General features: G+C 70.5%; 15 protein-coding genes and 1 pseudogene. 6 read left to right on the forward strand and 10 right to left on the reverse strand.

Annotation, left to right across the window (positions count from 1 at the left end; translation table 11 throughout):
• Positions 1-338: 338 nt before the first annotated feature.
• Both ACQRWP_RS24060 and ACQRWP_RS24065 read left to right on the forward strand, forming a co-directional pair.
• Positions 339-1,046, forward strand: a complete 708-nt coding sequence (locus ACQRWP_RS24060; RefSeq protein WP_354947888.1) for a M23 family metallopeptidase — start codon at positions 339-341, stop codon at positions 1,044-1,046.
• Between the two features lie 273 nt (positions 1,047-1,319).
• On the forward strand, positions 1,320-2,090 hold the full coding sequence (locus ACQRWP_RS24065) for a M23 family metallopeptidase (RefSeq protein ID WP_430497940.1): 771 nt from the start codon (positions 1,320-1,322) through the stop codon (positions 2,088-2,090).
• Between the two features lie 107 nt (positions 2,091-2,197).
• Here ACQRWP_RS24065 and pcrA read toward each other — a convergent pair whose 3' ends face one another.
• Positions 2,198-4,603 carry a DNA helicase PcrA gene (pcrA, locus tag ACQRWP_RS24070; RefSeq protein WP_430497942.1) on the reverse strand — a complete coding sequence of 802 codons (2,406 nt, stop codon included), beginning with the start codon at positions 4,601-4,603 and terminating at the stop codon, positions 2,198-2,200.
• A 326-nt stretch (positions 4,604-4,929) separates the two neighbouring features.
• Here pcrA and ACQRWP_RS24075 point away from each other — a divergent pair, with 326 nt between their 5' ends.
• Positions 4,930-5,319 (forward strand): chorismate mutase, encoded by a 390-nt coding sequence (locus tag ACQRWP_RS24075; RefSeq protein ID WP_430497943.1) that lies wholly within the window; start codon positions 4,930-4,932, stop codon positions 5,317-5,319.
• Between the two features lie 178 nt (positions 5,320-5,497).
• Here the strand turns inward: ACQRWP_RS24075 and ACQRWP_RS24080 are convergent, their stop codons facing one another.
• From ACQRWP_RS24080 to ACQRWP_RS24110, 7 genes are all read right to left on the reverse strand, one after another.
• On the reverse strand, positions 5,498-6,511 hold the full coding sequence (locus ACQRWP_RS24080) for an ABC transporter ATP-binding protein (RefSeq protein ID WP_354949264.1): 1,014 nt from the start codon (positions 6,509-6,511) through the stop codon (positions 5,498-5,500).
• On the reverse strand, positions 6,504-7,532 hold the full coding sequence (locus ACQRWP_RS24085) for an ABC transporter ATP-binding protein (protein ID WP_430503279.1): 1,029 nt from the start codon (positions 7,530-7,532) through the stop codon (positions 6,504-6,506). Before ACQRWP_RS24085 ends, ACQRWP_RS24080 begins: the two co-directional genes overlap by 8 nt.
• 26 nt (positions 7,533-7,558) lie before the next feature.
• Positions 7,559-8,527 (reverse strand): ABC transporter permease, encoded by a 969-nt coding sequence (locus ACQRWP_RS24090; protein ID WP_430497946.1) that lies wholly within the window; start codon positions 8,525-8,527, stop codon positions 7,559-7,561.
• Positions 8,520-9,446 carry an ABC transporter permease gene (locus ACQRWP_RS24095; RefSeq protein ID WP_238677478.1) on the reverse strand — a complete coding sequence of 309 codons (927 nt, stop codon included), beginning with the start codon at positions 9,444-9,446 and terminating at the stop codon, positions 8,520-8,522. The genes ACQRWP_RS24090 and ACQRWP_RS24095 overlap by 8 nt, the downstream gene beginning before the upstream one ends.
• A gap of 148 nt (positions 9,447-9,594) precedes the next feature.
• Entirely contained in the window at positions 9,595-11,235 is a 1,641-nt protein-coding gene (locus tag ACQRWP_RS24100) for a peptide ABC transporter substrate-binding protein (protein WP_430497948.1), read from the reverse strand.
• Between the two features lie 578 nt (positions 11,236-11,813).
• On the reverse strand, positions 11,814-12,500 hold the full coding sequence (locus ACQRWP_RS24105; RefSeq protein ID WP_091406380.1) for a response regulator: 687 nt from the start codon (positions 12,498-12,500) through the stop codon (positions 11,814-11,816).
• 2 nt (positions 12,501-12,502) lie between these two features.
• Positions 12,503-13,768: a PspC domain-containing protein gene (locus ACQRWP_RS24110; RefSeq protein WP_430503280.1), complete on the reverse strand. Its 1,266-nt coding sequence runs from the start codon at positions 13,766-13,768 to the stop codon at positions 12,503-12,505.
• A 155-nt stretch (positions 13,769-13,923) separates the two neighbouring features.
• Between ACQRWP_RS24110 and ACQRWP_RS24115 the strand changes: the two genes are divergently transcribed.
• The 3 genes and pseudogenes from ACQRWP_RS24115 to ACQRWP_RS24125 all read left to right on the forward strand — a co-directional run bounded on the left by ACQRWP_RS24115 (position 13,924) and on the right by ACQRWP_RS24125 (position 17,863).
• Positions 13,924-15,717: a PspC domain-containing protein gene (locus tag ACQRWP_RS24115; RefSeq protein ID WP_430497950.1), complete on the forward strand. Its 1,794-nt coding sequence runs from the start codon at positions 13,924-13,926 to the stop codon at positions 15,715-15,717.
• Positions 15,714-15,962, forward strand: a pseudogene (locus tag ACQRWP_RS24120) (hypothetical protein); the annotation flags it as partial. The gene ACQRWP_RS24115 and the pseudogene ACQRWP_RS24120, both read left to right, overlap by 4 nt.
• 647 nt (positions 15,963-16,609) lie before the next feature.
• A complete protein-coding gene (locus tag ACQRWP_RS24125) occupies positions 16,610-17,863 on the forward strand; it encodes a phosphatidylserine decarboxylase (RefSeq protein ID WP_430497952.1) in 1,254 nt (417 codons plus the stop codon).
• Positions 17,864-17,921: 58 nt separating this feature from the next.
• Here the strand turns inward: ACQRWP_RS24125 and ACQRWP_RS24130 are convergent, their stop codons facing one another.
• Positions 17,922-18,872: a CDP-alcohol phosphatidyltransferase family protein gene (locus ACQRWP_RS24130; protein ID WP_430497954.1), complete on the reverse strand. Its 951-nt coding sequence runs from the start codon at positions 18,870-18,872 to the stop codon at positions 17,922-17,924.
• Between the two features lie 329 nt (positions 18,873-19,201).
• Positions 19,202-20,167: an NUDIX hydrolase gene (locus ACQRWP_RS24135; RefSeq protein WP_430497956.1), complete on the reverse strand. Its 966-nt coding sequence runs from the start codon at positions 20,165-20,167 to the stop codon at positions 19,202-19,204.
• Between the last annotated feature and the right edge of the window lie 265 nt (positions 20,168-20,432).

The following is a 20,432-nucleotide window of genomic DNA, read 5'->3' on the forward strand; positions in this document are numbered from 1 at the left end:
GGCTCCGTCGCCGCCGCGCCGCCGGCAGGGCCGGGGGCACCATCCCGGTGCCGTCCGGAGTCAAGCCGGACGACTCCGCCGGAACGGTCACGCTCGGCGACGAACGGGCAGCGACGGGGGCACCGTTCGGCGTCGCGATGCATGACAATCATGGACGCAAACGGACAGATCGACACGCCAATTTTTCCGTCTAGCTTGTGACTCGCCTGGCGGTTGGCTAACGTGTCCACGGTTGTCATCAGGTCCATGGACGGGTGACGACGCGGTCAGCGGACGTTCACTGGAGCTTCAGGGGACGCCCACCGGCCGCTTCGGAACCCCGACAACGGAGGGTGTGCGTGCGCCAGCGCCTGTCGTCTGAGCCCGATCGATATCGCGGTCGCCGCCGCGTACCCACCCCACCCCGCAGCCGTTACGCCGCTGTCGTCACCACCGCGTTCGTCGGTGCCGGCATCGTGGCCCTCGGCGCGAGCGCCCTACCGGACGCCAAGGACGTCAGCCCGACGGTCCTCGACGAGCTCAAGCAGGCGTCGGTCACCAGCCAGGACGCCGCGGCCCGTTCGGAGAACGCCGACCGCGCCTCCCGGGACAGCCGCAGCAAGGACAGCGCCGAGCCCGAGGTCTGGCTGCTGCCGCTGCAGGGTTACGACTTCAACTCCCCGTACGGGATGCGCTGGGGCAAGCTGCACACCGGCGTGGACCTGGTCGCCGGCGAGGGCACGCCCTACGTGGCGATCCACGACGGGCTGGTCACCAAGGCCGGCTGGTTCGGCGGGTACGGCAACGCGGTGATCGTCCAGCACGCCGACGGCAGCGAGGCCATCTACGGCCACTCCTCCGCGGTTAGCGTCAAGGAAGGCCAGCAGATCAAGGCGGGCGACCAGCTCGGCCTCGTGGGTCAGACCGGCCACGCGTACGGCACCCACCTGCACCTGGAGATCCATGTCAAGGGGCAGCCGATCGACCCGGTGCCGTTCCTCCAGGAGCGCGGAGTGGACATCAAGCTGCAAGTCGAGGCAATCTACAGCGAGGTAGCCGCCTCCTGACGGTGCGTAACGACCGTTGACCGCCCGGATCTGTCGATCCGGGCGGTTTTGCGTTACGCGGTCCTGGCGGATGTATCCCGGGTCACAGCGACGAGTGTGACCGACGGCACCCGCCAACATGATCACTTTTCCGGATGTAGCGCCGCACAGCGGGTCATATCCGGGCAGTCGACCGTCCGCTCTCCGTTCGAGGGTTCGGTCCCCGCGTCTGCGCCGCCTCGGCCCGACACCAGTATTTCGAGGTCAAGTGCCCCTCGACTGTGAAGGTCCGCCGTGCAGGAAGACAGCCCCGTCCAGAACGAGAACACCCCCGACACCAGCCAGACCGCGCCGCCACAGCGCACCGGCCGGCGGAACCGCCTCATCGTGCTCGGGGCCGCCGCCCTGGTAGCCCTCGGCCTCGGTGGTGTCGCCGTCGCCACCAGCGGCACCGACCGCCCGGCGCCCGCCGCCGTCTCCCTCGACGCCCAGGCCCGGGCCGAGGCCGCGAGCCGGGCCGACCGCTCGGTCCGTGAGTCGAGCACCCCGGTCGCCCCCTCGCTGAGCCCGACACCCAGCCCGTCGGCGGTCAGCGCCAGCCCGACCCCCACCAGGACGGCCGCCGCGAAGGCCAAGCCGAAGCCGAAGAAGACCACAAAGCCCACGCCCGCCTGGGTCGACCCGATGCCGGGCGCGGCCGTCACGTCCTGCTACGGGCAGCGCTGGGGCACCCTGCACGCCGGTATCGACCTGGCGCTGCCCTCCGGCACGCCGATCCACGCCGCAGCCGCCGGCACCGTGACCCAGGCCGGCGACGCCTCCGACGGGTACGGCAACTCGGTCTTCATCGACCACGGCAACGGCTACCTGACCCACTACGCCCACCAGAGCCGGATCGCGGTCACGGTCGGCCAGAAGGTCAAGGCCGGCCAGGTCATCGGCTACGAGGGCGCCACCGGAGATGCCACCGGCCCGCACCTGCACTTCGAGGTGCACCAGGGCATGTGGAACCAGATCGACCCGGCCCCGTTCATGCGGGCCCACGGCGTCGACCTGGGCTGCTGATTCACGACCCCCGCGCGGTCCGCGGGCACCATCACGGAAAGAGTGGCCTCAGCGGTGTCCGAGGCCACTCTCTCCGTGATTGAGTGCGATCTTGGCGCGCGACGGGGTCAGAGCTTGTCGACCGGGGCGTGCCGGAGCACCAGCCACATGGTCTGGTCGCCGAAGTCGATCTGCGCGCGGGCACCCGGGCCGTGCCCCTCGACGGCGAGCACCCGCCCCAACCCGTACCGCTGATGGTTGACCCGGTCGCCCGCGGACACCTTCGGCCCCTGCGGCAGCTCGCTGGCGGTGGTCAGCCGGCTGGCGTCCACGCCGAGCCGCTGGGCCAACTGGGCCGCCTTCGGCGTACCTCCGGTGAAGTTGCCACGCACGCCGGGTGCGCGGTCCGCGCGGCCACCGACGCCGCCGCCCCCGCCAGCCCACGAGGTGTACGACCCCTCGGTGCGCTCCCAGTGCACCAACTCGGTCGGCAGCTCCTCCAGGAAGCGCGACGGCGGGTTGTAGGACGGCTGCCCCCAGGCCGAGCGGGTGACCGCCCGGGACATGTAGAGCCTCTGTCGGGCACGGGTGATGCCGACGTACGCCAGTCGGCGCTCCTCCTCCAACTCGCGGGTGTCGCCCAGCGAGCGCAGGTGCGGGAAGACGCCGTCCTCCAGCCCGGACAGGAAGACCACCGGGAACTCCAGCCCCTTGGCGGTGTGCAGCGTCATCAGGGTGACCACGCCCTGGTGGTCGGGGTCGTCGGAGGGGATCTGGTCGGCGTCGGCGACCAGCGCCACCTGCTCCAGGAAGCCGGCCAGGGTGGCCCGCTCGCCCTCCTCGCCCAGCGCCTCGATCCGCTCGGTGTACTCGCGGGCGACACTGACCAACTCCTGGAGGTTGTCCACCCGGCCGGCGTCCTGCGGGTCCAGGCTCTCCTCCAGCTCGGTGAGGTAGCCCGAGCGGGTCAGCAGCGCCTCCAGGACCTCCTCCGGGGTGCCGGTCTCGGCCAGCTCGCGGGCGCCGTCGAGCAGCGCCACGAAGTCGGCGATGCCGTTGGCCGCCCGGCTGGAGATGCCCGGCGCCTCCCGGGCCCGGCGTAGCGCCGCGCCGAAGGAGATCCGGTCGCGGCTGGAGAGCGCCTCGACACACGCCTCGGCGCGGTCGCCGATGCCTCGGCGCGGGGTGTTGAGCACCCGCCGCAGGCTCACCGTGTCGTCGTCGTTGACCACCGAACGCAGGTACGCGAGGGCGTCGCGGACCTCCTTGCGCTCGTAGAAGCGCACCCCGCCGACCACCTTGTAGGGCAGGCCGACCCGGATGAACACCTCCTCGAAGACGCGGGACTGGGCGTTGGTGCGGTAGAAGACGGCGACGTCGCCGGGGCGGGTCTCGTCGGCGTCGACCAGCCGATCGATCTCCCGGGCCACCCAGTCGGCCTCGGCGTGCTCGGTGTCGGCCACGTAGCCGACGATCTGCTCACCGGCGCCGGCTTCGCTCCACAGCCGCTTGGGTTTGCGGGAGGTGTTGCGGTCGATCACCGCGTTGGCCGCGTTGAGGATGGTCTGGGTGGAGCGGTAGTTCTGCTCCAGCAGGATCGTCCGGGCGTCGGTGAAGTCCCGCTCGAACTCCAGGATGTTGCGGATCGTCGCACCCCGGAACGCGTAGATCGACTGGTCGGCGTCGCCGACCACGCACAGCTCGGCGGGCTCCAGCCCGTCGGTGCCGGAGACCAGCTCCTTGATCAGGACGTACTGGGCGTGGTTGGTGTCCTGGTACTCGTCCACCAGCACGTGCCGGAACCGCCGACGGTAGCTCTCCGCGACATGCGGGTGGGACTGGAGCAGGTGCACCGTGGTCATGATCAGGTCGTCGAAGTCCAGGGCGTGAGCCTCACGCAGCCGGCGCTGGTAGAGCGTGTACGCCTCGGCCAGCGCCCGCTCGTTGGGCCCGGTGGCCCGCGCCGCGAACTGTTCCGGGTCGACCAGCTCGTTCTTGAGGTTGGAGACCTGGGCCGCCAGCCCACGCGCCGGGTAGCGCTTCGGGTCGAGATCCAGCTCGCGGGTCACCAACTGCATCAGCCGGCGGGAGTCGTCCGCGTCGTAGATCGAGAACGTCGACTTGAGCCCGGCGTGCTCGTGCTCGGCACGCAGGATCCGCACGCAGGCCGAGTGGAACGTCGACACCCACATCAGGCGGGCTCGGGGGCCCACCAGCGCGGCGACGCGCTCCTTCATCTCGCCGGCGGCCTTGTTGGTGAAGGTGATCGCGATGATCTCGCCGGGGTGCACGTCCCGAGCGGCGAGCAGGTAGGCGATCCGGTGCGCGAGCACCCGGGTCTTGCCGGACCCGGCGCCGGCCACGATCAGCAGCGGCGAGCCGGCATGACTGACGGCGTCGCGCTGCGGCCCGTTCAGCCCGGCGAGCAGCTGCTGCGGATCGAGGCGCGCGGCGGCCGCCCCGGGTCGGTGCGGGCGGGCCGGCGCGGACTCCGGCGCAGGCGGGGACGCGGGGATGTCGAAGAGAGGATGCATCGCCCGACAAGTCTATGCCGCGGGCCGGACACTGCGCCTCTGGCGCTCAGCAGCTCGTGCCCGACGGCGCGCACCACCACCCCGTACGCCCACCGGCGGGAAAGGCGCCCTTCGCGACGCGGAATGCTTGCGCACCCGGCAACGACGTGGGCATACTCGACGGCGTGATCGCTGCGCGCTTCTACTTTTACTATGGCACCGGGAGTCCGGCTGCCGTAGGTCGCGCCTGATCGATTCAGACCTGCTAAAGCCCCGGGCTCCTGGAGTCCGGGGCTTTTTCCGTCCCAGGTTCCGGGCACCGGGCACCACAGTGCGAGAGGTACCCGATGATGGCAGACGTGATGGAGCAGAGCGGCAGCCCGATCCGACCGGGGCAGCCCGCCGCGCAGGGGGCTGAGCCGGCGGTGGCCACACCACCGACGGGTGCGGACGCCGAGCCGGCCGAGCAGCAGACCGGCACCCAGGAGCCGTCCGCCTCAGCGCGGATCGTGCAGATCAGGGAACGGATCGACGAGATCGACCACGCGTTGATCACGCTCTGGCAGGAGCGGGCCGCGTTGTCCCAGGAGGTCGGCGCGACCCGGATGGCGTCCGGTGGGACCCGCCTGGTGCTCTCCCGGGAACGGGAGATCCTGGAGCGGTTCCGGGTCGCGCTCGGCGCCGACGGCACCCAGCTGGCCCTGCTGCTGCTCCGCGCGGGCCGCGGCCCGCTGTGAGCCGCCCCAGCCCGCGCTGAACCGGCCACGGCTACCCGGTGAGCCACACCGCCCGTCGTGGGCGACACAGCTTGCTGACGCCGCGTGGGCTACCAGGCGCCGCGCGGTCGATCCGGCTCACGAACAGACGAAACCGCCTGCCGTCGTCGTGGCGACGGCGGCAGGCGGTTTCGGTGACTCACGCCTCGTGGGTGGCGACGATCTCGCGCTTCTCCGCGAAGTGGCAGGCGCTCGGGTGGTCCGAGTCCCGACGGATCTCCAGCAGCGGGACCTGCTCGGCGCAGACGTCCTGCGCCTTCCAGCAGCGGGTCCGGAACCGGCAGCCCGAGGGCGGGCTGATCGGCGACGGCACGTCACCCGTGAGCCGGATGATCGTCTTGTTGTTCCGCTGGGTCGGGTCCGGCACCGGCACCGCGGAGAGCAGCGCCTGGGTGTACGGGTGGGTCGGTCGCTCGTAGATCTCGTCCTCGGTGCCGATCTCGACGATCTTGCCGAGGTACATCACCGCGACCCGGTCCGAGAGGTGGCGGACCACCGACAGGTCGTGCGCGATGAAGACGTACGAGAGGCCGAACTCGCCCTGCAACTGCTCCAGCAGGTTCATGACCTGGGCCTGGATGGAGACGTCCAGCGCCGACACCGGCTCGTCGCAGACGATGATCTCGGGCCGCAGCGCGAGCGCGCGGGCGATGCCGATGCGCTGACGCTGACCGCCGGAGAACTGGTGCGGGTACCGGTTGATGTGCTCCGGGTTGAGCCCGACCAGGTCCAGCAGTTCGCGGACCTTGGCCCGGCGGCTGCCCTTCGGCGCCACCTCCGGGTGGATCTCGAACGGCTCACCGAGCAGGTCGCCGACGGTCATCCGCGGGTTCAGCGAGGTGTACGGGTCCTGCATGACCAGCTGGATCTGCCGGCGCAGACGCCGCAGCGCCCCACCGGACAGCTTGGAGATGTCCTGACCCTTGTAGACCACCTTGCCGGCGGTCGGCTTCTCCAGGTTCATCAGCACCCGGGCGAGCGTCGACTTGCCGCAGCCGGACTCGCCGACCACACCGAGCGTCTCACCGGCCCGAAGTCCGAACGAGACCCCGTCGACCGCCTTGACCTGACCGACGGTCTTCTTGAACACCACACCCTGGGTGACGGGGTAGTGCTTGACCAGGTCATTGACCTCGAGGATGTTCTCAGACACGGTTCACCAGCTCCTCGGCGAAGTGGCAGGCGCTGGCCCGGGCGGGGCCGATCTGCAGCAGCGGCGGGATCTTCTCCCGGCACACCGGCTGAGCCATCGGGCACCGCGGGTTGAACGGGCAGCCCGGCGGGATGTTCATCAGGTTCGGCGGGAGGCCCTTGATCGTCCGGAGCTGCTGCCCCTTCTCGTCGAGGCGCGGGATCGAGTCGATCAGACCCAGCGTGTACGGGTGCGCCGGCTTGGCGTACAGCTCGTACACGTCGGCTTCCTCGACGATCCGGCCCGCGTACATGACCGCGATCCGGTCCGCGACGTCGGCGACCACGCCGAGGTCGTGGGTGATCAGGATCATGCCCATCTGCCGCTCGCGCTGAAGCTCGGCCAGCAGGTCCATGATCTGGGCCTGCACGGTCACGTCGAGGGCGGTGGTCGGCTCGTCCGCGATCAGCACCTCGGGGTCGAGCGCCAGCGACATCGCGATCATCGCGCGCTGCCGCATACCGCCGGAGAACTGGTGCGGGTAGTTGTTGAACCGGCCCTTGGCGTTCGGGATCTTGACCTGGTCGAGCATGTCGATCGCGCGCTTCTTGGCCTCCGCGCGGCTCATGCCCCGCCGGACCCGGAACTGCTCGGCGATCTGGAACCCGACGGTGAAGACGGGGTTCAGCGCGGAGAGCGCGTCCTGGAAGATCATCGCGATGCCCTCGCCGCGGATGCGGCGGCGCTCCTCGTCGGACATGCGGAGCATGTCCTTGCCGTGGAAGCGGACCTGCCCACCGGTGACGAAGCCGGGCGGCGTGTCCAGGATGCCCATGATGGTCTGCGCGGTGACGCTCTTACCGGAGCCGGACTCGCCGAGCACGGCGAGGGTCTCCCCCGCGTCGACGTGGTACGTGACCCCGTTGATGACCTTTGCGACGCCGTCCCGGGTGCGGAACTCCACCCGCAGGTCGTCGACCTCGAGCAGGCGGCCGGAGGGACGCCCGGACCCGCCGGGTCCCGGCGCTGACTGCTCGGACACGAGAATGTCGGACAACTGGATCTCCCCTAGCGGAGTTTCGGATCGAGGGCCTCGCGGACCGACTCACCGAGCATCACGAAGCTCAGCACTGCGGTGACGAGGAACGCGGCGGGGAAGAACACCAGCCCCGGCGCGACCCGGATGAACTGCTGCCCGTCGCTGATCATGATGCCCCAGGACACCACCGGCGACTTCAGACCGACGCCCAGGAACGACAGGGTGGCCTCGGCGCCGATGAACGAGCCGACCATGATCGTGCCGTAGACCAGCAGCGGGGCCAGGCAGTTCGGCAGCAGGTGCTTGAGGATGATCCGGCCGGTGCCGGCACCCAGTGCGCGGGCCGCCACGATGTAGTCGGCCTCCTTGGTGGCGAGCACCGAGGAGCGCATCAGTCGCATCACGACCGGCCAGCTCAGCACGATCAGTGACGCGATCACCAGGCCCATGATCTGGGCCTTGCTGTTGCCGGCGCCCGACCCGTTGAACGTGGTCAGGATGACGATCGCGCCGAGCACGAACGGCAGACCGAAGAAGACGTCGGCGATCCGGCTGAGCAGCGCGTCCACCCAACCACCGCGGTAGCCGGAGATGATGCCCATGGTTCCACCGATGAGCAGGGTGCCCACCACGGAGAGCACGGCGACCACGATGGAAGCCCGTGCGCCGTAGATGACCCGGGCGTAGACGTCACGGCCCTGCACGTCGTAGCCGAACCAGCCATTGGCGGACGGCTTGTCGAGGCTGCGGGACAGCGAGCCGTTGACCGCGTCGCCCGGGGCGAACAGCGCCGGGAAGGCCGCCATCAGCAGGAAGATCACGATCAGCGTGGCCGAGATCCAGAACAGCGGCTTGCGTCGCAGGTCCCGCCAGGCGTCGCCGAGCAGGCCGCGCGGCTTCTCGTTGCTCTGCGGCTGGCCCAGGGTGGCGGGAGCGGCGGAGTCGGTGGGGTGTGCGCCAGGGGTGCTGACGATCGATGCGGTACTCGGGTCACTCATAACGGATCCTCGGGTCCAGGGCGGCGTAGAGCAGGTCAACCAGCAGGTTCATCACGAGATAGACCAGCACCAGGACGACCACGATCCCTACCACCGTGGCGCTTTCCTTGGTGATGATCGCCCGGAAGACCTGGCGGCCGATTCCGTTGATGCCGAAGATTCCCTCGGTGACGATCGCGCCACCCATCAGGGCACCGAGGTCGGTGCCGAGCAGGGTCACCACCGGGATGAGCGAGTTGCGCAGCAGGTGAACACCCACCACCCGGCGCATCGGCAGGCCCTTGGCGATGGCGGTGCGCACGTAGTCCGCGCGACGGTTCTCCGCGATGCTCGTTCTTGCCACCCGGGCGATGTACGCCACTGACGCGCTACCGAGCACGAAGCCGGGCACGATCAGCTCGGACCACCGCATCTCGGAGGAGACGGTCGGCTTGATGATGCCCCACTGCACACCCAGCAGCCACTGCAGCACGAAGCCGACCACGAAGACCGGCAGTGCGATCAGGAAGAGGGTGGAGACCAGGACCAGGTTGTCCAGGAAGCCGTTGCGCCGCAGACCGCTCAGCACGCCGGCGCCGAGGCCGATCACGGCCTCGATGGCGAGCGCCACGACGGCCAGCTTCAGGGTGTTCGGGTACGAAGTCAGGATGATGTCGCTGATCTCGCGCTGCGAGAACGTCTGACCGAAGTCGCCCTGGAGCAGGTTCTTCATGTAGTTGGCGTACTGCACGAAGACGTTCTGGTCGAGGTGGTACTTCTCGGTCATGAAGGCGATGTACTGGTCCGGGCAGCGACGCTCACCGCACTTGCCGGCGAACGGATCGCCAGGAACGGCCCAGACGAGCCAGTAGATCAGGAACGTCGTACCGATGAAGACCGGCACGAGTTGGAGCAGCCGTCTCAACAGATAACGGCCCATGGGGTGGTCCTCCAGACAGGGGGCGCGTCGGACGGCCGACACGGTGGTGACAACGTGCGAGTGGAGTGTTGTAACACCCAATCGCGGAACGGCCCCGGGTCGGGCTCACCGGATGTGGCGAGCCCGACCCGGGGTCAGACCGTTCGGATCAGAGCTCGACCGAGGTGATGTCGATCTCGCCGACGTTGTTCAGCTCGAGCTTCTTGATCTTCTCCGAGTGGCCGGACTGCTGACCGTAGAAGTAGACCGGGATGCTCGGGACGTCCTGGTCGACCTTCTCGACCGCCTTGGCGAACGCCTCGTGCGAGGCCTCCAGGCTCGGAGCGCCGCTGGCCTGCTTGGCAAGGGCGTCGACCTCGGTGTTGCTGTAGAGGCCGTCGTTCGAGGAGCCGTTGGTGATGAACAGCGGGTTGACCCAGTTCTCGACGTCCGGGTAGTCCTGCTGCCAGGCAGCACGGTACGGGCCCTTCATCGTGTGGGCGTTGATGTTCTGGCGGAACACCGCGAAGGTCGGCACACCCTCGGCCCGAGCGTTGATGCCCAGGTTGGTCTTGACCTGCTGCGCGACGGCGTCCATCCAGTCCTTGTGGGCGGAGTCCGCGTTGTAGTAGAAGACCATCTCACCGCTGAAGCCACCGGCCTCGGCGAGCAGCGTCTTGGCCGTGGCCGGGTCGAACTTGCAGGCGGTGCAGTTGCCCGGCTTGGCGCCCGGGGTCAGCGGGTTCGCCCAGCTGTCGGCCGGCTTGCGGGTGCCGAAGAAGATCTTGTCGGAGATCTCCTGCCGGTTGACCGCCAGCGACACGGCGCGACGCAGCTTCGGGTCCTTGAAGCGCTTGTCGTAGATCGGGAACGCGATGAACGCGGTCGACGGCGTGACGGTCGAGCGGCCCCGGTCACCGAGGTCGGTCTTCCACTTGTCACCGGCGAGCGCCGAGGTGGGGACAACCTCCATGAAGTCGAGGTTGTTGGCCAGCAGATCGGCGTAGGCCGCGTTGTCGTCCTGGTACAGCTTGACGTCGACGTCCTTGACCTTCATCTTGTCGCGAAGGTTGTAGTCGTCGAAGCGCGTCAGCTTGATGAGGGAGTTGTCCTCCCACGACACGAACTTCACCGGGCCGTTGGCGATCGGCTTGCGGCCGAACTCTTCCGGCTTCATGGTGAAGAACACGTCCGGCAGCGGCATGAAGGCGCTGTAGCCGAGCTTGGTCGGGAAGACCGCGGTCGGGGCGGCGAGGGTGACCTCGAAGGTCTGCTCGTCGATGACCTTCAGGCCGGACAGCTTGTCAGCCGTCGGCGCCGGGGCCTTCTGCGGGCCGTCCGGGCCATCCGGGTCCGAGGTGTAGGTCTTGTCGAAGCCCGCGATGTCCGCGAAGAAGGTGCCGTTCTGCGCGCCGTTCGGCGAGTAGGCGGCCCAGTTCCAGGCGTCGACGAAGTTCTTCGCCTTCACCTCGGTACCGTCGTGGAACTTGGTACCGGCCTTGATCTTGATCGTGAAGACCTTGGAGTCCGTGGTGTTGATGGACTCCGCCAGCGCGTTACGCGGGGCCCCACCGTCGTTCGGGTACTCGACCAGGCCAGTGAAGAGCCAGTCGATGATCTTGCCACCGCCGGTCTCCGTGGTGTTCGACGGGACCAGCGGGTTCTCCGGCTGGACGCCGTGGACAACGATCGAGCCGTCCTTGCTGGCGGCAGCGTCGCCGTCGCCGTCACCGCTCGAGCAACCGCTCGCGACAAGCGCGGCAGCCGCGCTGAGCGCGATCGCGCTCGTCGCCCGCTTCGAGACTCTCATTCCGAGGGGCCTCCTCTTTCTAACCAGGTTCCGTCGTGGGTTTCACGCACGTTTGGGGGTGACACCGCCCGACCACCCCGGGGCGCGGGTCGCCGGGACCACAGGGAAGTTGGGGACACCCCTGATGTTCCGATCCGCCGGGCTCCCCCACCAACGAGGCTTGACACGACGCAATCGACACAGCCACGGGCCGCCGAGATCGGCGGAATCGTGGTCGTGGGGCGTACGGAGTGCCACACACCGATGGTGAGGTGCTGCCACTGTGACACCCACTGGCCTCTTCCGTGAAGGTGCCGTTATCAAGCCGTTAGTTGCCCGCCACGTTGCCGATACTTGAAAAATGATCATAAAACGGCCGAGGCGGGCGGCACTGAGCAGGAAATACGTTGCGCAACCCGAAGAGCCAGCCTCGGCCCGTGCGCAAGCCCCGGGGTCGCCCGAGCCCGGCGGGACGTCCGTCACCACTCATGTTTCGACCCATCCGGATGAGGGCCCCTACGGCTACCCGGACACGATCACCGGCTAGGTGTACGAGGGCGCGCCGGACGTTTCTCTGATCCTCGCCGGGCGACGCACCGTCACACGAGCCGGCGATCCGCCGCCCAGCGGGAGAGCTCGTAGCGATTGGACATCTGAAGCTTGCGCAGCACGTTCGACACGTGCGTCTCCACCGTCTTGATGGAGATGAACAGCTCCTTGGCGATCTCCTTGTACGCGTACCCCCGGGCCAGCAGCCGCAGCACCTCCCGCTCACGGTTGGTGAGCTGGTCCAGCTCCGGGTCGGCCACCGGCGCGTCCGGCCGGGCCGCGAAGGCGTCCAGCACGAACCCGGCCAGCCGTGGGCTGAACACCGCGTCCCCGTCGGCCACGCGACGGATCGCGGCAGCCAACTCGTCCGGGGAGATGGTCTTGGTGACGTACCCCCGGGCACCGGCGCGGATCAGCCCGATCACGTCCTCCGCCGCGTCGGAGACGCTCAACGCGAGGAACTTGACCTGCGGGTGCGTACGCCGCATCGCCTCAAGCACCGCGCGACCGCCGCCGTCGGGCATGTGCACGTCGAGCAGCACCACGTCCGGGCCGACGGCGGCGATCCGGGTGACCGCCTCGGCCACCGTGCTCGCCTCGCCCACCACGTCGACGTGGGCGCCCAACTCCGCGCGCACCCCGGCTCGGAACATGGCGTGGTCGTCCACCAGGAACACCCGCAGCCGCTCGGGGCGGGCATCCGCCGGGTCGAGGTGCTCGGTCGACTGCTCGGCCATGGTCATCTGTTCCTCTCCGCTGCGGACGAGTCCCGGGAGATCGGCAGGATCAACCGGACCTCGGTCCCCTCCCCCGGGCCGGACCGTATTTCGGCCCGTCCGCCGTGCCGCTTCATCCGCCCGATGATCGAGCCGCGTACGCCGTGCCGGTGGTCCTCCACGGTATCCGGATCGAAGCCCTTCCCCCGGTCCCGGACGAAGACACTGACCTGATCCGGTTCCACCTCGGCGTAGAGCGACACGGTCTGCACGCCGGCGTGCCGGGCCGCGTTCACCAACGCCTCCCGCGCGGCCGCGATCAGCGCGCCGACCTTCTCGTCGGTCTCCCGGTCACCCACCACCACCGTCTCCACGCTGATCGCGAAGGTGTCCTCGACCTCGGCCGCGGCCTGCTCCAGCGCGGCGGCGAAGCGCTCGCTCGGCGAAGCCGTCGGCTTGTAGAGCCAGTTGCGCAGGGAACGCTCCTGCCCCCGGGCCAGCCGCTGCACCGTCTTGACGTCGGTGGCGTTGCGCTGGATCAGGGCCAACGTGTGCAGCACCTGGTCGTGCACCATCGCAGCCAACTCGGCCCGCTCCTGCTCGCGGATGCGCCCCTCGCGCTCCGAGCGGAGCTGGCTGTACGTCCGCCAGAGCACCGGCGCGGCGACCACGCCGACGCCGGCCAACCCGACCAACGCGAAGATCACGCCATTGATCACCGCGTCGAAGTTCTGTGCCGGCGAGTAGACGGCCGCGACGCCGATGATGCCGACCGCGACCAGCACTCCCCCGCCGATGAACCGGAGCACGAAGGCCCGCCGGTCGCTCTCCTCGACGACCGCGCCGAGCCAGGGCACCGGCATCGCGTCGCCCCACTGTCGCCGCCGCTCGGGCGCGGACTGGTGCCAGATGACCCCGGCGCCGACCGCGATGATGGCCACCAACCAACCGGCGGTGCCCGCCGCGCCGACCGAGTCGAAGACCATCACCTGGATCAACAGGACACCCAGCCCGATCCCCACGAACGGCAGGAGTTGGGCGACGTCCCGCCGGGGCGGCACCGCGGTGTCACCGGGGCGCAGCGGCACCACAGCCCAGAAGGCCGCGTAGAGCAGCAGGCCGAGCCCGCTCAGCCCGAGCAGGACCATGAACGCGACGCGCACCCGCAGCACCGAGATGCCGAGATGGTCGGCGATACCGGCGGCGACGCCGGCGGCCATCCGGTGCTCCGGGGCGCGGTAGAGGCGCGGGGGCGGGGTCACGATGCTGATCGGAGGCTCCCTGGTCACGGTGGCGGACAGGTCGAGGTCGGTGACTCGATCGTCACACGCTGCGGCGTCCGCGACCACGGGGACGCCCCCGACATTCCTGCCCCCGGATCTCAGGGTGGGGTCAGGGTCGGGTCCTGAGGTCGTTCGGGTGGACCGGGCAGCAGGATCGAAGCATGACCGAGGAAGCTGCCCCGCCGCCCCGACCGGGGTCGGCACAGCCGGGCGGTTCAGCACCGCCCCCGCCCACCACCACGCCCGCCGAATGGACCGAGCCCAGCACGTTCGGTCCGCACGCTGGCACCGACGCGACAGCCGGCACCGCACCCGGCGAGCCGGCCGACCGCTACGCGCCGCCCACGGCGGGCTACGGCCCCGGCCCGGGGTTCGCGGCGGGCACCGGTTACGGCCCGGGCGGCACGCCACCCGGGCCGGGTGGTCCCGGTCCGTCCGCGCCGCCACCGCCGCTGGGCGGCACCGGCTTCACCTCGCGGTACGGACTGGTCCGGCCGCGCGAGGGGCGGTACCTGGCCGGTGTCTGCGCGGCGATCGGGCGCGCCACCAACACCGATCCGGTGCTCTGGCGGGTGCTGCTCGCGGTGCTCGGGTTCTTCGGGGGCATCGGCATCCTGGTGTACGTCGCCGCCTGGCTGATCATCCCGAACGAGGGCGACACCGCGTCCCCCGTCGAGTCCATGCTCGGACGCGGGCGCTCCAGCATGTCGCCGGTGACGGTGATCGTCCTGGGTATCCTGGTCGCGGCCAGCTTCGCGTACATCGTCACCGACGCCTTCCGCGCGGTGCTGCTCGGCGCGGCCATCCTGGTCGCCGGCGCGCTCCTGCTCAACCGGGACGGCCGCAATCCACGACCCGGCGCCCCGGGTGGCCCGCCGCCGGCCGCACCGTCCGGCAACCCGGCCGGTCCGGTCGTCCCACCGATGGCCTGGCCCGCACCGTCGTACGGCGCGGCGCCGTCGACCGGCCCAGCGGCGACGCCGCCGATGTTCAGCACCGGTCCGGGGTACGCCACCGCGACGACGGGGGCGGCCCCCACCGTCACCATCCCGGCGTACGACGCGCCGCCGACCAGCGCGACGCAGCCGGTGTCCGGGGTCGGCCCGGTGTCCGGGCAACCGGCCGGCACGACGGCCGCCCAGCCCGGCTGGCCGAGCACCGCCATGCCCAGCGCCGGTTGGCCGTCGGCACCGGTGAGCAGCACACCCGCTGCCCCGGCCGGCTATCCGACCGCCCCGCCGCCCTCCGGTTACCGCCCCCCGTTCGCGCCGCACGGCCCGTACGCTTCGCCGACCCCGGCCGCGCCTCCTCCGCCGAAGCCACCGAAGCCGCCGAAGCGCCCCAAGGAGCGGTCGCCGCTCGGCGCGGTGACCTTCTCGCTGATCTTCCTGGTGCTCGGCCTGGTCGCCCTGCTCGACCTGCTGGACGTCTTCGCCATCAGCGCCTCGGCGTACTTCGCGGCCGCTCTGGTCACGATCGCGCTGGGGCTGCTGGTCGGCACCTGGTTCGGGCGGGCCCGCTGGCTCATCGCGCTCGGTCTGGTGACCGCGGCGGCGCTGGGCACGGCGACCGTCGCCGAGTCCTACGACCGGATCCGGGGGGTCGACGGCGCGGTTACCTGGGCGCCCACCGACTACCGAGACCTGGCGGACCGGTACGAGAACAGCTTCGGTGACGCCGTGCTCGACCTGCGCGGGATCGACTTCGCGAAACGGGACAGCCAGGTGACAGTGGCCGTCAACTTCGGCCAGGCGACAGTGGTCGTGCCGCCGAACGTGGACGTCACCACCGTGGCCGACGTCAACGCGGGTGACGCCACCATCTTCGGCAACCGATCCGGCGGGCTGGACGGCCGCCTGCGGGAATCCACCGACCTCGGCGCGGACGGGCCCGGCGGCGGGACCCTGCGCCTCTACATCCACGTCAATGCCGGCAACCTGGAGGTGACCCGGTGAAGGCTCACCGCACGGATCTGGTGTCGTTCGCCTTCGGGCTCGTGTTCCTGGCCCTGTCCGCCTGGTGGCTACTCGCCCAACTGCTCGGGCTCGCGCTACCGCCGGTCGGCTGGTTCCTGGCCGGCGCACTCATCCTGATCGGGGTCTTCGGTCTGGTCGGCGCGCTGCGCTCGGGTCGACCGAGCCAGCCGGAGCCGATTGCCGAGGCCGGTGCCGCCGATGCGGTCGCGCCCGTCTCCGGCACGTCCGTCTCCGGCGCACCCGTCTCCGGCACGTCCGTCTCCGGCGCACCCGTCTCCGGCGCGTCCGTCTCCGGTGCCGCCACGTCGACCTCCGGCGCGGCCCTGCCGGTCTGGGAAGCCGAGCGGTCCACCTGGGACACTCCCTCCTCGGACCCGGCGCTCACCTCGGACCGGACGCTCACCTCGGACCCGACGCTCTTCGCGGACCGGACGGTGGAGACGCCGACCACCGAGGTGCGGGCGGAGGATTCAGCGGCCACCGACGTGATCCACCCGGCCTGGCTGGCACATCCGCCGTCGGAGCCGCCGACCGAGCCCATCCCCGACCAACCCGGCAACGGGGACGACGAGCCGACCATCGGCAAGCTCGCCCGTCCGGCCCCGTCTGAGGGGGACGAGCCGACCCGGTCCGACCAACCGGTCGAGGCCGTTGGCGACCGGCCGGGTGACGAGCGGGAGGGTCCGCGCAGGGAAGCCTGACCTCGGGCGGCTGTCCGCGTCGGTTCCACCGCATCCCCACGGCGGTGCGGCCGGCGCGGACGGACGCATATGCTGGCTGGTGGAGATCTCGCCTCCGCCGGCCGGCCCGTCCCGCCCATGGCGGTCCCGCCGCGATTCCCGTCTCTACCCCCGTCAGGAGCCCGCCCGACATGACCCAGTCCCCCGCCGTGCGTACCACCGGCCGGTCCGGTCCGGTCCGCATCGGCGAGCGAGCCGCCCGTACCCTCGTCGCCGAGCTGGCCCGGATCAACGACGCCAAGGCCGCCCTGCTGGTCGGGGTGACCCCGGACTCCGCGGTGCTGGCCGCGGCGGTCGATGCGCTGCTCCCCGGCGACCGGCTCACCGTGGTGCCCGCCGAGCCGTTCGGCGGCGCGGCGCTCCGCGAGCACGTCACCGCCCAGGGCCGCTGGGTCGCCGACCGGGTGAGCGTCGTCGACTCACTGGCCGAAGCCGAGGCCGCCGCGGTCGTCATCGCCGGTGAGGTGTTCACCGGCACCGCCGAGGCGACCCGCAGCGGCGTCGAGGGGTTGGCCAAGTACCTCACCGACGGGGCGGTGCTGAGCGTGGCGACCGTCGCCACCCCCGGCCGGACCGAGGGTGCCGCCGCCGAACTGGCCCGACAGGACGCCCTCTACGGCGTCGGCGCCGATCTGGTGCTGCGCAACCCGCCACCGGTGCGGGTCTACCGACTGCGGTTCACCCCGGCCAGCCCGGCCACGGCCGACAGCCTGGCCCCCGCGTACCGGCCGTCGAGTGTGCCGGTGACCCGGGGCATGCACATCGACTCCAACGGCGTGGCGGCGGCGGGCATCGCGCTGGGCCTCGCGGCGCTGGCCCGGGTGGCGCGCCCGTCGTCCAAGCTGTGGCTACTGCCGGCCCTGGCCGCCGGGCCGGTCGCCGCGTTCTTCCGGGATCCCGAACGGGACGTGCCGGAGGACCCGAGCGCCGTGGTCGCGAGCGCGGACGGGAAGGTCCTGTCGGTGCAGCGGCTGCACGACGAGCGCTTCGGCGACGGCGAGTGGCTCCGGATCGCGGTGTTCCTGTCGGTGCTGGACGTGCACGTCAACCGTGCCCCGGTCGCCGGCAAGGTGGTGGACTACTTCGTCGCCGACGGCGGCTTCGTCAACGCGATGAAGCCGGACGCCGAGCACAACGTCGCCGCGTACACCGTGCTGGACACCGCGCGCGGCACGGTGGTGGTCGCGCAGCGGACCGGGCTGATCGCCCGCCGGATCGTGCAGCGCGCGCCGATCGGCGCGCTGCTGGCCAGGGGCGAGCGCTTCGGGCTGATCCGGTTCGGCTCCCGGACCGACGTCTACCTGCCCGCCGAGGCCGCGGACCCGCAGGTCGGGCCGGGCGACAAGGTGGTCGGCGGGTCCACGGTCATCGCCCGCTGGCGCTGACCCGCAAAACGAGGAACGGGGCGCCGCTGTCCGCGGCGCCCCGTTCTGTCTGCTCAGATCACGCGGTACGGCGCTGCCGCAGCCAGAGGACCGGCCCGCTGACCAGGTAGCCCACCACGATCAGGGCGAACGTCAGCCGAATGTCGACCAGCGCGCCGATCACCGGGGCCAACCAGAGCCACGGCGGCAACTTCACCAGGCGGGCGAGCTTGGCGTACGGGAAGCTGGAGACCATCGCGAAGGCCAGCAGCGCCACCCCGGCGACCAGCACGGCACCGGGCACCGGCAGGCCGATCGCCACGGTCACGGCGAGCACCGCGGCCGCCATGGTGGTGGGCACCCCGCAGAAGAACCGGCCGTCCTTCGGCGAGACGTTGAAGCGGGCCAGCCGGATCGCGGCACACGCCGCGACCAGGGCGCACGCCACCGCCGCCGCCGCCGTGGAGACGGAGCCGGCGAGCGAGGCGTAGACCACGACCGGCGCGGCGAGACCGAACGAGCACATGTCGGCCAGTGAGTCCATCTGCGCGCCGAACGGGCTGGCAACCCCGAGCCGTCGGGCCAGCGCGCCGTCCAGACCGTCGAAGCCGACGCAGGCGATCAGGCAGAGCGCCGCGATGCGCACCTCGCCCTGCATGGCCAGGAAGATGGCCAGCATGCCGAGCATCAGGCTGGCCAGCGTGCAGGCGTTGACCAGGGCGAACTTCATCCGGCGCGCGATTGAGCGCTCGCCGGGAAGCAGCGGGATCGAGCCGGCCTCGTCGGCCTGCGCCATCGGCGGCATCGCCGGGCTGACCGGCATGACCGCGTCGATGTCGGCCCGGTCCAGGCCCAGTGTCGGGTCCACACCCAGTGTCGGCCGGCTGAGCCGGTCCAGGCCGTAGCGACGGCGCTGCCGATCGGCGTACCGGTGCTCGGTCGGGGCCAGGTCGGTCGGGTGCAGGTCGCCGTCGCGGCGACCGACCCGGACCAACAGCACCTGGCGGGCGAACGTGCTGCTGCGGCGCAACCGGCCCGCCCAGCGACGCCCTGCGGGGCGCGGACTGTCAGTAGTACGACGCCGGCGCCATGGGGCTCTCGGCACGTTTCCTCCATCACCGGATCTGCTGACCGCCAAGTGGCGGGTGTCCGGCTGTCTCGTGCCGGACCTTGCATGGCCCGGCAGCCGTTTTGCGGAGTACACCATCGCATAGGGGAACATGGCTTGGCGATAGCTGCCGGCGGTACTTATATCTGGCTAAACCGCTCGAACCGCTCGCTTGTTCCCATCCCGGGCTTCATCGCCCGTTTCCTCCATCATTCCCGCCTTTGACTGTACCGGAGGGTCACCAACTCGGCTCACCGAGCGGAGTGCTTTCGGCCACTCTGTCCGATTGCCACGGCAGCGATGTCGCTCAACGGCAGGTCAGCAGCCTCGGCCCGGGTGAACCACCCCGCCCGCGCCGTCGACCCGCCGGCGGACTCGGTGACCACCGCGTCAGTAGGTACGTCCACCAGCACCCGATAGATCACCCGTACGCCATGCCAGTCCAGCGGCCGGCCCTCCGGGCCCACCGCGGCGGGATTGTGCAGGTTGTTGACACCAAGAAGCTCCACGACCCGGCCCACCTGCCCGCCCTCCTCGACCAACTCCCGCAGCAACCCGGTCGCCGGCTGCTCACCGTGATCGGTGCCACCGCCGGGCAGATGCCACAGACCGGCCCCCGGATAGCCCTCCGCGATCTGAGTGAGCAGGATCCGCCCAGCAGGGTCGGTGACCAGCCCGTACGCCCCGAAGCGCAGCCGACGGTCGGGGTGCGCCGGAGGGAACAGGTGCCGCGACCGGTGCGCTCCCGGCGGCAGTGGGGTGACCGGCAGGCCGAGCGCCTCGGCGGTGAACGGGGTCAGCGGCAACTGCGCCACCTCCGCCAGTGAGAGCCAGCAAACTTGATCAATCAGTCCAGCCCCCGCCTCAACCAACCCGCTCCCGGGCCGCGCGCTCTCCGGCCGTGCGCCGTCGGACAGTGGGTCGTGGGGCGTGCTGAGGTCGAACAACAGCCGGTCGGTATGCAGCGCGACCTTGTCCTCCGGGAAGGTGACGACATCGGCGACGACCGCGAGCAGCCGTGTCACAGTGACCGCCAGCCCGGCCTGTCCAGCGAGCTCGCGGACCACGGCGCGCTCCGGGTCCTCGGCATGCCCGACGGCACCGCCCGGCAACCGCCAGACCCCCGGAAACTCACCCTCCACCCCGTCCCGAACCACCAAGACCCGGCCCGAGTCCCGCAATAGCCCATAGGCCCCGACTCGCCGCGTAAATTGCACCCTCGCTCGCCCCCCGCTTCGCACCCAGAGCTATTGATCATGAGTTATCGCCGTCCATCTCGCGCCTGACGATAGCTTCATGATCAACGCGAGGCAGCGCATGGAAACCCGCAGAACTGGGCGAGCCGAGGCGTTCAAGCCCAGGTGCCCGACCCTTGACGACGATGATTTGGCCTATCGAGACCTTTTCGTCCTATTCACGGCCGTGGTCGCTTCACTCCATTAGCCCTCATTGTGGAGTCCATTCGCGTCGTGACAGTCGAGA

Source organism: Micromonospora trifolii (assembly GCF_050516465.1).
Lineage (GTDB): Bacteria > Actinomycetota > Actinomycetes > Mycobacteriales > Micromonosporaceae > Micromonospora > Micromonospora trifolii.